Consider the following 13030-nt stretch of genomic DNA (forward strand, 5'->3'; position numbering starts at 1 on the left):
CGGGATGTGTCCCCTTGCGGGCCGGGCGACACATCCCGGCGGGCCGGGTGGGGGACACCGTGGGGGTCCGGACCGCCACCCGTCACTCCCGCGGCAGGGCCAGGTCGAGTCGCGCGACACGTTCGGGGTCGGAGAGGATGTCGATCGCGGCGATCCTGCCGTCGGCGATGGTGAAGCCGAGGACCGATGCCGGCCGGCCGTCCTCGCTGCTGAGCAGCCCGGCCGCCCCGTTCACCAGAACGGGCTGCACGGTGCGGGTGGTCGTGAACCGCTGGAAGTTCGGGGCGTGCCCGGCCACCGCGGCGGCGCCGCTGATCGTCCACGAACCGCCCTCGGCGAAGGCGCCGGCGTCGACGCGCAGGACCACGTCGGGATCGAGGACGGCGAGCAGCGCGGCGAAGTCACCGTCGCGGGCGGCCGACAGGAAGGCGTCGACGACCCGGCGCTGGCGGACGGGGTCGCGCTCGGGCGACGGGATCGTCCCCCGTACGCGCTGTCTTGCCCGGCTGGCCAGCTTCTTGGCCGCGTCGGGGGAGCGGTCCACGATCGTGGCGATCTGGTCGAACGGCACCGCGAACATGTCGTGCAGCACGAAGGCCAGCCGTTCCGCCGGGCGCAGCGATTCCAGTACCACCTGCAGCGCCAGGCCGACGGCGTCGGCGATCAGGGCTTCCTGCTCGGGGTCGCCTCCGTCCTCGGGGCTGACGACCGGATCGGGCAGCCGCTGCTCAAGGGGGGCCTCGCGGCGCGCGGCGCGTGCGCGCAGCATGTCCAGGGAGACCCGGCCGACCACCGTGGTGAGCCAGCCGCCCAGGTTGTCGATCGCGCCGGAGTCCGTACGGCTGAGCCGCAGCCACGCCTCCTGCACCGCGTCGTCGGCCTCGGTGAGAGAGCCGAGCATCCGGTACGCCACCGCCTTCAGGTGGGTGCGGTGTTCCGCGAATCGTTCGGCCAGGAACTCGTCAGCGTCCACGGTCACATCATCCTTCGTTCAGGGTCGTTCCCCTCCTTGACGGAACGGACCCGGCGAAGGTGACGGATACGGCCAATCCCGATCCCGTTACGGCAGGAACGCGTGAAGGGGAGCCCATGCCGCATCGCCTCGATGGCACGGGAACGTGGGCGGCCCGCCATGTCACCCTCTCAGGCCGCCTTCGCGGCGGTGAGGAGGGCGGCGTACTCGGCGACGCGGGTGCCGAGGTGCTGGGCGGTGCGCAGGTCGGAGTCGTGCATCAGGTCGGGTCCTTCGTCGATGTTGGACTGGGCGGCCGCGCCGAGCCAGACACCGAGCCGGTTGAGGTCGTGCTCGGAGGCGGTGCTGGCGTTCCAGCCGGACTTCAGGCCGAGGCTGACCCAGAGCATGCCGTGCTGCGCGGCCAGCAGCGCCAGGTATTCGAGCGTGTGCAGCTTGTCGCCGCTCTTCGATCCGGAATTGGTGAACCCGGCCGCCAGCTTGCCCTCCCACGCCTGCTCCTGCCAGCGGCTGACCGAGTCGCGGGCGAAGGTGTGGAAGTCGGGGCTGGCCGAGCCCATGTAGGTGGGCGTGCCGAAGATGATCGCGTCGGCCGCGTCGAGGATCGACCACTGCTCCTCCGTGATGCCGTTCACCGGCACCGTCTCGGCCTTGACGCCGGTCACCGCCGTCGCCCCGGTGCGCACCGCCTCGGCCAGCCGCGCCGTGTGCCCGTACCCGCTGTGGTAGGCCACCGCCACAAGAGTCATCATGCTCTCCTCAGAGTCGTCGTGCGGACAGCCTGGCGCGCCGTCCGCCCTGGACGAACCGGCCGTTCGGGTGGTCCGCGGCCACCCGAACGGGTGGCCGCACCGCGCGGACGGCCAGCTAGCCTGAACGCCATGGCCGATGAGTCGTGGTCGGGCGCCATGTCCGCGGTGCTGGACGTGCTGCGGGCGCCGTTCGACGAGATCCTGCCGCGGTTGTCACGCGTGCTGGCGACCGTGCTGCCGCATGACGGGCTGGCCCTGCTCGCGGGCGACTGCGTGCTCATGTCTCCGCTGCTGATCCACGGCATCGACGAGGTGACCGCCGACGAGATGGAGCCGCTGCTCGGCTGGGTCGACGTGCGCACGCCGTGGCTGGGGCGGCTCAGGATGGGCGGTGAGCCCCGCCAGGTGCTGGCGGTCGCGGTCAAGCCGCCCGAGTCGCGAAGCGGCATGGTCGCCATCGTCATCGGCGACGACGCCCAGCCCTCGCCCGCCGCGCGCGACCTCGTCCAGCAGCTCGTGGAGGTCGCCGTCCTGCACCTCACCGACGTGGTCACCGGTGCCGAACGCGTCGGCGTGTCGCCGGCCGTCCCCGACACGGATCTGGCCGACGCGCACGCCGCCACGCTGACCGCGCTGCTCGGGGTGCTGCGCTCGCGCCGGCTCGACGACGCCTCGGCCCGCCGTACCGCCATCGAGCTGGCCGTCCCCGCGCTGATCGAGACGCGCAACGGCGGCGAGCGGGAGGCCGGAGAGGAGAGCGCGGGCGAGGCGTTCGGCATCCTCACCGACAAGCTGTCGCTGCTCACCCGGTACGACGACATCGCCCTCGACCTGGCCGCGCCCGAGCCGCCGGGCCGGCTCCTGCCCGGTGTGGTGGCGCGCGCCGCCAGATCGGTGGCGCGCGGCGCGGTGCTGGCCATGCTCCAGCAGGGCGGGGTGAGCCGGATCAGGGTGTCGTGGCAGGTGGCGGACCTCGTGTTGCGGGTGACGGTGCGCGACGACGGGCCGGGGACGATCACCGCCGACGCGCTGTCGGTTCACCGGCTCCGCGACCGCCTGGCCGGGCTGGGCGGGGTGCTGCACGCCGACCCGGTCCCCGGCTGGGGCACGACGATCGTCGCGTCCGTCCCGATCGCCGCCGTCGAGCCGCCCGCGGCCCCGCTGGACGCGCTGAACCCCAGGGAGCACGACGTTCTCGACGAGCTGGCGCTGGGCCATCGCAACCGGGTGATCGCCGAGCGGCTGGGCATCAGCGAGAACACCGTCAAGTTCCACGTGGCCAACATCCTCAGCAAGCTGGGCGTCACCACCCGGGGGGAGGCCGCCGCCCTGGCTCGCGGCCCCCGGCGCGCCGGCTGACCGCGACGCCACGGGCTCACGACCTCCACCAACTGAATTACCAATAAAGTTGGTAGGGAATAGTGATTCAAGGGTGCGGCATGCCTGTCGTGAGGATGACTTGATCTCCCGTCGCACGTCGAAGGGCCAGGCCGGATGCCTGTTCCCTCCCTGTCACGACCCGCGCTCGCCATGCTCCTGCTCGCCGCTCTGACCGCGTGTGCCCAGGCCGGCGCGGGAGAGCGGCGGGCGCCGGCGAGATCCGGGCCGAGCTGCTGCGGGCCCTCGGCGTGACCGGGGAGCGCACGTGAGACGGCCCGCCGGCCTGACGGACGCGCCCGGCGTCAGGCCGGCGGGCCGGACGACTCCGGCCTGGCCAGCAGTGGCATGACGGCCTGGTCGATGTATTCGTCGATCTGCTCGTCGTCGGGCGCCGTGCCGTGGTGCATGAAGTGCTGCAGCAGCAGGCCGCTCCCGACCAGCACCGGGATGGCGGAGGCCGACCCGGCGGTGATCTCCCCCCGGGCGGCGGCCTGGCGCAGCAGCTCCAGCATGGCCCGCTGGCGGGGGCGGATGAGCCTCTCCATGATGGCCTCGGCGACCGCGGGGTGCCGCCGCCGCTCTCCGACCAGGGTCATCAGGACGTCGCCGGCCTGCTCGGCGAGGGAGCGGGCCATCATGCGGGCCGCGGCACGGAAGTCCTCGCGGATCCTGCCGGCGCTCTCATGCCCTTCCGGCGAGGGCAGGACGTGCTCCAGCGCGTCGATGACGAGGTCTTCCTTGGTGGGCCAGTAGCGGTAGACCGAGGTCTTGGCCGCGCCGGCTCTCAGGGCCACCCCTTCGATGGAGACGTCGCCGTAGCCGTGCTCCACCAGCTCGTCGAGCATCGCCTGCCGGATGGCCTGGCGCATGGCCTCGCGGCCGCGACGCTTGGCGCGGGGCGGGCTTTCCCGGTCGGTCACCCTTCCCACTATAGCGACGCTTGCGTATCTATCTAACGCGTCGTAGCGTCATATAGATACGACACCGTTTCTATGAATCGAGGAGTGCGACATGGACGATACGTATTCCCGCTACGCGACGCTTCGCGAGGCGGGCCCCGTGCAGCGTGTCACCACACCGCTGGGCGGCGAGGCGTACGTGATCATCCGGTACGAGGAGGCCCGCGCGGCGCTGCACGACCAGCGCCTGTCCAAGCACCCGAAGAACGCCCCCGGCTACCTGCGCGACTCGGGGCTCGTCACCGAGGCGGCGGGGCCCGTCGGCGTCAACATGCTCTCCAGCGACCCGCCCGACCACACCCGCCTGCGCCGGGTCGTCGGCAAGGCGTTCACGCCGAGACGCGTGCAGGCGCTGCGCCCGCGCATCCAGCAGATCACCGACGACCTGCTCGACGCGCTGCCCACGGGGGAGGAGGTCGACCTCATCGACCGGTTCGCCTTCCAGCTCCCGATCACCGTGATCTGCGAGATGCTCGGCGTCCCCGTCGAGGACCGCGACAGGTTCCGCGCCTGGACCCGCGCCATGACGCTCGTCGTCTCGACGCCTGACGAGAGGCGGCGGCGCGAGGAAGGCATGGCGGCGCTGCAGGTCTACCTGTCCGGCCTGATCGAGCGGTGCAGGGGCGGCGTCGACCGCGAGGTGCCGCACGAGGACCAGCCCGACCTGCTCAGCGCTCTGATCGTGGCCGCGGACGAACGGGGCGAGCTCGACGAGGACGAACTGCGCGGCACGCTCATGCTGCTGCTCATCGCCGGGCACGAGACCACGGTCAACCTCATCGGCAACGGCACGCTCGCCCTGCTCCGCAACCGGGACCAGCTCGACGCGCTCATCGCCGACCCCGGGCTGCTGCCTTCGGCCGTGGAGGAGTTGCTGCGCTACGACGGTCCGGTCGAGAACGCCACGTTCCGCTTCACCCTCGAGGACGTCGAGATGGGCGGCGTCACCATCCCCGGGGGAAGCCTGGTGCTGGTCTCCCTGGCCGGGGCCGACCACGATCCCCAGCGCTTCGACCACCCGGGCGAGCTCGACCTGGCCAGGCGGGACAACCCGCACCTGGCCTTCGGGCACGGCCTGCACTTCTGTCTCGGCGCGCCGCTGGCCAGGCTGGAAGGCATGGTGGCCTTCGCGTCCCTGTTCGGGCGCTTCCCGGGGATCCGGCTGGCGTGCCCGGCGGAGCAGCTCCGGTTGCGTTACCAGAGCCCGCTGGTGATCATCCGCGGGCTGGAGGCGCTGCCCGTCGTGCTCGAACGCTGACCCGGCTCACCGCCCCTCCTCCCGAAGGGCGGTGGCCGCAGGGACCTCTGTGAAGCAGTTTGTCCTGTGACGGGCACCGCGTGCTCATATGAGCAAAATCCGGCGGAGCGCGGTTACTGGTTCCCGCCCACCGTGTTCACCGGCGTCACGCAGGCGCACAGGATCGCCCGCGAGGAGATCTTCGGCCCGGTGTTGTCGGTGCTCACCTTCCGCACCCCCGAGGAGGCCGTCGCCAAGGCGAACAACACGCCGTACGGGCTGTCCGCCGGGGTGTGGACGGAGAAGGGCTCCCGCATGTTGTGGACCGCGAGCCGGCTGCGTGCCGGCGTCGTGTGGTCCAACACCTTCGACGTGTTCGATCCCGCCAGCCCGTTCGGCGGCTACAAGGAGTCCGGTTACGGCCGCGAGGGCGGCCGGCACGGGCTGGAGGCATATCTTGGCTGACAGGACCCCATCCGCGCCGGCCCGCGTGGCGGTGCGCAGGACGTACAAGCTCTACCTCGGCGGGGCGTTCCCGCGTTCGGAGTCAGGCAGGTCGTACCCGGTGACATCCTCCCGCGGACTCCACCTCGCCAACGCGGCCCAGGCGTCGCGCAAGGACGTGCGCGACGCCGTCGTGGCGGCGCGCAAGGCCTTCCCCGGCTGGTCCGGCCGCACCGCCTACAACCGTGGCCAGATCCTCTACCGGGTCGCCGAGATGATGGAGGGGCGGCGCGCGCAGTTCGCCGGGGAGGTGGCCGCCGCCCAGGGCGTGAGCGAGGCGCGGGCCCAGGGGGTGGTGTCCGCCGCGATCGACCGCTGGGTCTACTACGCCGGCTGGGGCGACAAGCTCGGCCAGGTGCTCGGGGCGGCCAACCCGGTGTCGGGCCCCTATTTCAACCACTCCCAGCCCGAGCCGACCGGGGTCGTGGGCGTCCTGGCGCCCGACGGCTCCCCGCTGCTCGGCCTGGTCGCGGTGCTCGCGCCGGTGATCACCGCGGCCAACACGGCGGTGCTGGTGGCGAGCGAGCGGGCGCCGCTGCCCGCCGTCACGCTCGCCGAGGCGCTGGCCACCTCCGACCTGCCGGGCGGCGTCGTCAACGTCCTGACCGGCCGGCTCGGCGAGCTGGCGCCGCCGCTGGCCGGCCACGCCGACGTCAACGCCCTGGACCTGGCAGGGGCGGGCGGCCTGGCCGCCGAGTTGGAGGAGCGGGCGGCGGGCACGCTCAAGCGGGTCGTACGGGCGGGCCGCCACGACGACTGGTCCGCCGCCGACCCCGGCGTGGCCCGGATCCGGCCCTTCGTGGAGACCAAGACGGTCTGGCACCCGATGGGCGTCTGGCGGCTCCGGCCGGGTGACCCCGTGGCTCTGGCCGGGTGGTCCTGGCGCCCGGCCGGGTGGGCGGCGGTCAGCCGGAATGGTCGATGGTGATCACGACGTTGCCGATCTTCTGGCCGGAGTCGACATAACGGTGCGCCTCGACGATGTCCGCCAGCGGATACCGCCGGTCGACGACCGGCCGGAAACGGCCGGACTCGATCAGGTCGCGGAAATACAGAGCCGTTTCCCGGTCGTTTCTCGGAAAGGGCATGAGCACTTTCCTGCCGCCGAGCGGCCGGGTGACGATCGGGAGGAACACGTTCTGCCACATCGGGCCGACATCGGAGGCGACGTAGACGCCGCGCGGTTTCAGCAGCCGGCGGCACCTGCCGAACGTGCTCTTGCCCACCGCGTCGATGACGACGTCATACTTTCCCGCGTCGCGGGTGAAGTCGCCGGCGGTGCGGTCGATGACCCGGTCGGCGCCCAGACCGCGTACCAGCTCCATGGTCCGCGTGTCGCAGACCGCGGTCACGACGGCCCCGCGAGCCTTCAGCAACTGGACCGCGGCCGAGCCGATGGCCCCGGTCGCGCCGTGGACCAGGACGTCGTGGCCCTCCCTGACCTGCGCGGCCGTGATGATCGACAGGGCGTAGTGTGAGCCCTCGGTGCTGGGGGCGGCCTCCTCGTAGCTCAGGCCCTCGGGGACGGTGGCGAGCGTGCCGTCCGCGGGGACGGTCATGTATTCGGCGTGCGCGCCGAACGTGGTGTCGTTGTAGCCGAACACCCGCTCGCCGACCTCGAAAGCGGTGACCCCGTCGCCCACCGCCGCTATTTCCCCGGCGAACTCGGTGCCGAGAATGCGCACCCTGGGCCGGAAGAAACCCGCGAAAAACCTCCAGAGGAACGGCTTGGCGGCGCGTAACGCGCAGTCGGTGCGATTGACCGTGGTCGCGTGAACCCTGACGAGCAGCTCGTCCGGCTTGACCTCGGGTTTTTCCACCTCGGTCACGCTGACGACGTCGGGCGAGCCGTACCGTAATCGCACCGCGGCTTTCATCACATGCCTCCGAGGAGACCCCCGCCTTCAGGCGAGGGAGGAATCGGACCCCTGCGGGGCAGGACAGGGGTAGCCGATTCGCCGCCAGGCGAACCGGCGTCAGAACGCCGCACGACACCGCACGGTTCGGTAATGTGTTCGTCCGGTGGCGATGACCAAGCCACCGGACGCACGATCAGAAGCACCCTCGCCGCAGGGCTTGCGGAGAGGAGAAACGCCTGTGGAGCTGGTGTAAGACCTGAACGAGAGTCCCCTCTCGGGCGGGTGACCGGCGGTGAAGCAGGAAGGCCAGTCGGCGACGGCTGGAATCCCGGTCCTTTCAGGGCCGGGAGGATGTCAAGTCTGGATTGTAGCCACCGTCCGGCGCGGGCGCTGGCCGTGAACGGGGATGGGCGCCGCCCTCGGTTCACGGCGGCGCCCGCCGGGTGCCTCAGCCGAGGCGGGCCAGCTCCTCCGCGCTGAGCTCCAGATCCGCGGCCGCGATCGAGTCGAGGATGGTCTCGGGGCGGCTGGCGCCGGGAATGGGGATGACCACAGGGCTGCGGGCGAGTTCCCAGGCCAGGCAGACCTGGTGCGGGGAGACGCCGCGGTCCTTCGCGACCTCGGCGAAGGCGGCGTGCCGCTCGCTCAGCTCCCCGGTGCGTCCGATGCCGCCCAGCGGAGACCAGGGCAGGAAGGCCAGGCCCAGCTCGGCGCAGACGTCGATCTCGGGCTCACTGGAACGGAACCGCGGCGAATACTCGTTCTGCACGCTCACCAGGCGGTCGCCCAGGATGTCGCGGGCGAGCCTGATCTGCTCCGGATCGGCGTTCGAGATGCCCGCCATCTGGATCTTGCCGGCGTCGAGCAGGTCCTTCAGCGCGCCCATGGTCTCCTCGTACGGGACCGTCGTGTCGGGCCGGTGGTGCTGGTAGAGGCCGATGCTGTCCACGCCGAGGGCCTTGAGCGAGCGGTCGCAGGCCTGCTTGAGGTACGACGGGCGGCCGTCCCTGCCCCAGCCGCCGTCCGGCGTGCGGGTGTGACCGCCCTTGGTGGCGACGAGCACGGTGCCGGCGTCGCCCGCCCACAGGGCCAGGGCCTTGGCGACCAGGCGTTCGTTGTGGCCGACGTCGTCGTGCGAAGGAGCGTAGGCGTCCGCCGTGTCGATGAGCGTGACGCCGGCGTCCAGGGCCGCGAGGATGGTACGGATCGACTGGGCTTCGTCGGGCATGTGCCCGGCCACCGACATGGGCATGGCGCCGAGCCCGATGGCTGAGACCTGACGCCGGCCGATGGCGCGGGTTGTGCGGGAATTGCGCATGAGTACACCCTGTCGGCTGGAGCGCGCTCCAGGTCAATGCCCGCCGGGCGCGTCCGCGGCTCCCGGCGTCCGCGCGTCACGGTCGGGCGGCGGTCAGGCGTCTGCCGAGGCGCTGGGCGGGGGCCTCGATGAGACGGTGGGTCAGGAGGCTGAGCGGGATCAGCACGAGGAAGTACAGCGCCAGGTCCGGGATCACATGCAGCAGGATCGGGTGCAGGAGGTAGAGGGAGAAGCTGACCACGCCGAGCCCCGGCAGCCGGCGGGGAATGGCCCGCCCGCGCAGCGCGAGCCCGAGCGCGAAGGCGCCGAAGGCCAGCACGAGCGCCGGCGCCCAGGCGGGATCGTCCTTGGCGGGGATCCCGCACGCCAGCACCGCCGCCGTGGCGAGCGCGGCCGCACGCCAGGAGACGGTGCCCTGCTCGGCCCGGTACACCGCCGTGCCCGCGAACATCGACGCCAGTATGATCACGCCCTGCCAGGTGCCGCCCCGGCTGCCGAGGGCCACGAGCGTCAGCCCGAGCAGACCCCCGGCTACCGCGGCCACGGCCCGGGTCCGGCCCCGGCCGAACGCGGTCGTCGCGATGGCGGCGACGACCGCGAGGCCGAGCAGCGCGGCCGTCAGGTCGGCGGCGCCGTTGATCGACGCTTTCGGCAACAGCAGCCCCAGGGGCACGGCCAGCAGGGCCAGGCCGGTGGCGAGCCCGGCCGACCGGTGCGCCTGCCGGACCGTGTACAGCGCGACGCACATCAGGTAGAACGCCATCTCGTACGAGAGCGTCCACATCACGCCGATGACGGCGGGCAGGTTGAGCAGTTCCTGCAGCATCGTCAGGTTGCCCAGCAGCACGAGGGCCAGGGGGCGCCGGTCGAGTCCCGGTTCGAGGGTGAGCAGGCCGGCGCAGGCGAGGAGGAGCGCCAGGCCGCAGGCGGTCAGCAGCAGCGGGAGGAGGCGGAAGGCCCGGCCGGTCCAGAAGGCGCGCAGGTCTCCGCGCCGTTCCAGGGAAGCGGGAATGATGTACCCGCTGACCAGGAAGAACACGAACACGCCCCACGTGCCGAAGTCGATCCGGCGGTCCACTTCGGCCCAGACGGCGGGGATGTAGGTCCAGCCGGCGTGGTGGATGGTGACGGCCAGCGCTGCCGGCCCTCGCAGGGCGTCCAGCCAGGCCAGCCGGTGGGGGGCCGCGAACATCTGACGGATTCTAGGTCATAAGTGACTATTTGCCGCCTTTGGTGAGGGCGGCGCCGAACCGCCCAGCCGGACCGTGCGTACCTCAGATGTGCGTTGCCGCGAGCACGGCCAGGAAGACGGCCAGGAGCACGGCCACCGGCATGGCCGCGAGCTCGGCCGGGAGCGTGGTCACGGGCATGGCCGCGAGTGTGATCACGGGCATGGTCACGGGCATGGTCACGGGCATGGTCACGGGCATGGTCACGGGCCGTCCGCTGTGGGAGCATGTGGGCCACGCACCACGGTCGCCGGGACCGCTGGCGTCCTCGGCCGGGTGGTCCTGACGGACGTTGCGGGGTGGCTATGAGGGCTTCCGCGCGAGTCCATGCCGGTGCTGTGGTCGGTGTGGGCGTCGTGGTGCTGGTCGCCGTCCTGTGGGTCGGCGGCGGCGCGGGCACGCCGGAGATCGCCGGGCTGCCCTCCGCGGGGCCGCTGGCGGAGTGGGGCCTGCCGCTGGTGCGGTTGTGGCACGACCTGTGCGCCGTGGCGTGCGTCGGCACCCTGCTGGCCGCGGGCGTCCTGGCTCCGGCGGGCTCGCCGGAGTCGGCGCGCTGCGTGCGCGCGGCCGGCTGGTGGGCGCTCGGTTGGGCGTTCGCCTCCCTCGCCGGCTACGTGCTGACCCTGTCGACCTTCTTCGCCCTGCCGCCGGCGCGGGTCGTCGTCGCCGCGCACCTCCTCGGCTACGGCACGTCGCTCCCTCAGACCCAGGCGCTGCTGGTCGTGCTGGCCGCGACGTTCGTGGTGGCGCTGGCCACGCTGGTGCCGCGCCTGCCCCGGTGGATCCCGCTGGTGCCGGCCGTGGGCGCGCTGCTGCCGCCCGCGTACGTGGGCCACGCCTCCTCGGCGGCCGATCACGACATCGCGATCTCCGCGCTGATGGCGCACCTGGTGGGCGTGTCGGTCTGGGTGGGCGGCCTGTGCGCGGTGCTCGTGCACTTCCGCCGGTCCGGCGATCTGGGCGTGGTGCTGCCCAGGTTCAGCACGATCGCGCTGTGCTGCTTCGTCGCGGTGGCCTGCTCGGGGCTGGCCGGCGGGTGGGTGCGGCTTGGAGCGCTGTCCGACCTGTGGCAGAGCACGTACGGCCTGCTCCTGCTCGGCAAGGTCGCCGTGCTGGCGGTTCTCGGATGGTTCGGCTGGAACCATCGCCGCCGCACCGTCATGGGCGTGGCGGATCGCGGGGTGCGGCGCACCTTCGTCCGGCTGGCGGTGGCCGAGGCGGCCGTGATGGCGGCGGCGATGGGCCTGGCCGTCGGCCTGTCCCGCACTCCGCCGCCCGCGGGCGGCGACGGGGGCGGCCACGTGGCGCACGGCGTGCTGGAGTTCACGCCGGCCCCGTTCACCCCGGGCGCGCTGATCACGGAGGCGCGGCTGGATCCGCTGGTCCTGCTGCTGCTCGCGCTGCCCGCCGCCGGCTATCTCGCGGGCATGCGCAGGACGGCCGCGTGGCCGGCGGGCCGGGCGATCGCCTGGCACGCCGGGCTGGCTCTGGTCGCGCTGGTGCTGGTCGGCGGGGTCGGCGGCTACGCGCGGGCGATGGCGTCCGTGTACGCCCTCCAGCACGTCACGCTCACCGTCGTCGCTCCGCTGCTGCTCTGCCTGGGCGCCCCTGTCACCCTGGCGGGCCGGGCCACGACCGCTTCCTCGCAGTACGGCGACCTCGGCTCGCGCGCCTTCGGCCGGCGGATCACCCGCCCGGTCCTCCTGCTGACCGCCTACCCGGTGCTGTTCCTGCTGCTGTACGGGACCGCGTGGCTGCCCTGGTCGTTGTCCGCCTACGGCTCCCACCTGGCCACCGAGGCGTTGTTCCTCGGCCTCGGGCTGGCCGTGTCGTGGGTGCTGGCGGGCGCCGACCCGCTGCCCCGGCCGTTCCCGTGGGCCGCGCGGGCCCGGCTGCTGGCGGTGGCCGCCGCGGTGCACCTCACACTCGGCGCGTACCTGCTGACCGGGCCCCGCGTCGCGGCCGCCTGGTTCCTGCGGGCGGCCCCGGCCGGCGTGCCGGAGGCCGACCAGCGCCTGGCCGGGGCCGTCCACCTGATCGTGCCGCTGCTCGCCTTCGCGCCGCTGGCCGTGCGGCTGGCCCTGGAACGGCAGGCGGCGCGGGTGCGGGCCCGCCCGCGGGTCACGGAGCCGCGCGAAGGCTGACGTTCACTCCTCCCACACCGGGACGCGGGGGAGGCCGCGCGCCTGACGGGCCTCGTCGACGAGCCGCTGGATCAGGTCCGTCTTGGCCCGGGTGTAGGCCGCGGCGTCCACGTCGCCGCCGGCCAGGTGGCGCTTGAGGGCGGCGTACTCGGAGGCCGCCCGGGGGTCGGCCCTCAGATGGTCGCGCAGCAGCCGCTCGTTACGGGTGTCCCACGTGTCGGCCGGCACCACGTGCAGGTGGTGGCTGCGCCGGCCCGAGGCGTCCGCACGAAAGTAGAACAGCCGCCCCCGCATGCCCGTCTCCTCGCTCCGGTAGCCGAGGCCCGTCAGCGCCCGCTCCTGAGCAGTCACCGCTTCCAGGGCGGACACCGAGGCCATCAGGTCGACGATCGGCTTGGCCGCCAGGCCGGGCACGGACGTGCTCCCCACGTGCTCGATCTCCAGGAAGACGCCCGGCAGTGCTGCGACCAGCTCCTCGCACGCCTGCTCCGCCAGCGATGGCCACGCCGCGTCGTAGTCCACAATGACAACCGCCATACCTGCTCCAGCTCCTTAGGGATCTTCGGTTCGCGTGACCGGTGGGTCATGCCGGGGGAGATTCTCCGCCATCCGGGCGGCGGGTGGCCAGGCGGGCGGGAGCCAGTCGATCGGCGGGGAGAGGCGGCGGGGAGAGGC

12 protein-coding genes and 1 pseudogene are annotated in these 13030 nt (G+C 72.6%); 5 read left to right on the top strand and 8 right to left on the bottom strand.

Annotated elements, in window-relative coordinates:
• Positions 1-82 precede the first annotated feature (82 nt).
• Together E1292_RS45735 and E1292_RS45740 are read right to left on the bottom strand one after the other, a co-directional pair.
• The gene (locus E1292_RS45735) at positions 83-973 is read right to left on the bottom strand and encodes a sigma-70 family RNA polymerase sigma factor (protein ID WP_132606059.1); all 891 of its coding nucleotides are present in this window, start codon (positions 971-973) and stop codon (positions 83-85) included.
• A 170-nt stretch (positions 974-1143) separates the two neighbouring features.
• Positions 1144-1725: a flavodoxin family protein gene (locus tag E1292_RS45740; protein WP_132606060.1), complete on the bottom strand. Its 582-nt coding sequence runs from the start codon at positions 1723-1725 to the stop codon at positions 1144-1146.
• A gap of 129 nt (positions 1726-1854) precedes the next feature.
• On the opposite strand from E1292_RS45740, the gene E1292_RS55300 reads away from it, so the two are divergent.
• The gene (locus E1292_RS55300) at positions 1855-3084 is read left to right on the top strand and encodes a helix-turn-helix transcriptional regulator (RefSeq protein ID WP_132606061.1); all 1230 of its coding nucleotides are present in this window, start codon (positions 1855-1857) and stop codon (positions 3082-3084) included.
• 323 nt (positions 3085-3407) lie between these two features.
• Here E1292_RS55300 and E1292_RS45750 read toward each other — a convergent pair whose 3' ends face one another.
• On the bottom strand, positions 3408-4025 hold the full coding sequence (locus tag E1292_RS45750; protein WP_132606062.1) for a TetR/AcrR family transcriptional regulator: 618 nt from the start codon (positions 4023-4025) through the stop codon (positions 3408-3410).
• 91 nt (positions 4026-4116) lie between these two features.
• Here E1292_RS45750 and E1292_RS45755 point away from each other — a divergent pair, with 91 nt between their 5' ends.
• The 3 genes and pseudogenes from E1292_RS45755 (at position 4117) to E1292_RS45765 (ending at position 6733) form a co-directional block, all read left to right on the top strand.
• Positions 4117-5322: a cytochrome P450 family protein gene (locus E1292_RS45755; RefSeq protein ID WP_132606063.1), complete on the top strand. Its 1206-nt coding sequence runs from the start codon at positions 4117-4119 to the stop codon at positions 5320-5322.
• 105 nt (positions 5323-5427) lie between these two features.
• Positions 5428-5766: pseudogene (locus tag E1292_RS45760) on the top strand (aldehyde dehydrogenase family protein); the annotation flags it as partial.
• Positions 5759-6733, top strand: coding sequence for an aldehyde dehydrogenase family protein (locus E1292_RS45765; protein WP_246090830.1), 975 nt, complete (start codon positions 5759-5761; stop codon positions 6731-6733). The pseudogene E1292_RS45760 and the gene E1292_RS45765, both read left to right, overlap by 8 nt.
• Here E1292_RS45765 and E1292_RS45770 read toward each other — a convergent pair.
• From E1292_RS45770 to E1292_RS51905, 4 genes are all read right to left on the bottom strand, one after another.
• Positions 6711-7682, bottom strand: coding sequence for an NAD(P)-dependent alcohol dehydrogenase (locus tag E1292_RS45770; protein WP_132606064.1), 972 nt, complete (start codon positions 7680-7682; stop codon positions 6711-6713). The genes E1292_RS45765 and E1292_RS45770 overlap by 23 nt on opposite strands.
• Positions 7683-8112: 430 nt before the next feature.
• Entirely contained in the window at positions 8113-8982 is an 870-nt protein-coding gene (locus E1292_RS45775; RefSeq protein WP_132606065.1) for an aldo/keto reductase, read from the bottom strand.
• Positions 8983-9058: 76 nt separating this feature from the next.
• Positions 9059-10174 (bottom strand): acyltransferase family protein, encoded by a 1116-nt coding sequence (locus E1292_RS45780; RefSeq protein ID WP_132606066.1) that lies wholly within the window; start codon positions 10172-10174, stop codon positions 9059-9061.
• 82 nt (positions 10175-10256) lie between these two features.
• The gene (locus E1292_RS51905; protein ID WP_165975087.1) at positions 10257-10418 is read right to left on the bottom strand and encodes a hypothetical protein; all 162 of its coding nucleotides are present in this window, start codon (positions 10416-10418) and stop codon (positions 10257-10259) included.
• A 140-nt stretch (positions 10419-10558) separates the two neighbouring features.
• On the opposite strand from E1292_RS51905, the gene E1292_RS45790 reads away from it, so the two are divergent.
• Positions 10559-12355 (top strand): bifunctional copper resistance protein CopD/cytochrome c oxidase assembly protein, encoded by a 1797-nt coding sequence (locus E1292_RS45790; protein WP_165975088.1) that lies wholly within the window; start codon positions 10559-10561, stop codon positions 12353-12355.
• A 3-nt stretch (positions 12356-12358) separates the two neighbouring features.
• Here the strand turns inward: E1292_RS45790 and E1292_RS45795 are convergent, their stop codons facing one another.
• Complete coding sequence (locus E1292_RS45795; RefSeq protein WP_132606069.1) at positions 12359-12892, bottom strand: GrpB family protein; 534 nt, start codon at positions 12890-12892, stop codon at positions 12359-12361.
• Between the last annotated feature and the right edge of the window lie 138 nt (positions 12893-13030).

This window comes from Nonomuraea deserti, assembly GCF_004348685.1.
Lineage (GTDB): Bacteria > Actinomycetota > Actinomycetes > Streptosporangiales > Streptosporangiaceae > Nonomuraea > Nonomuraea deserti.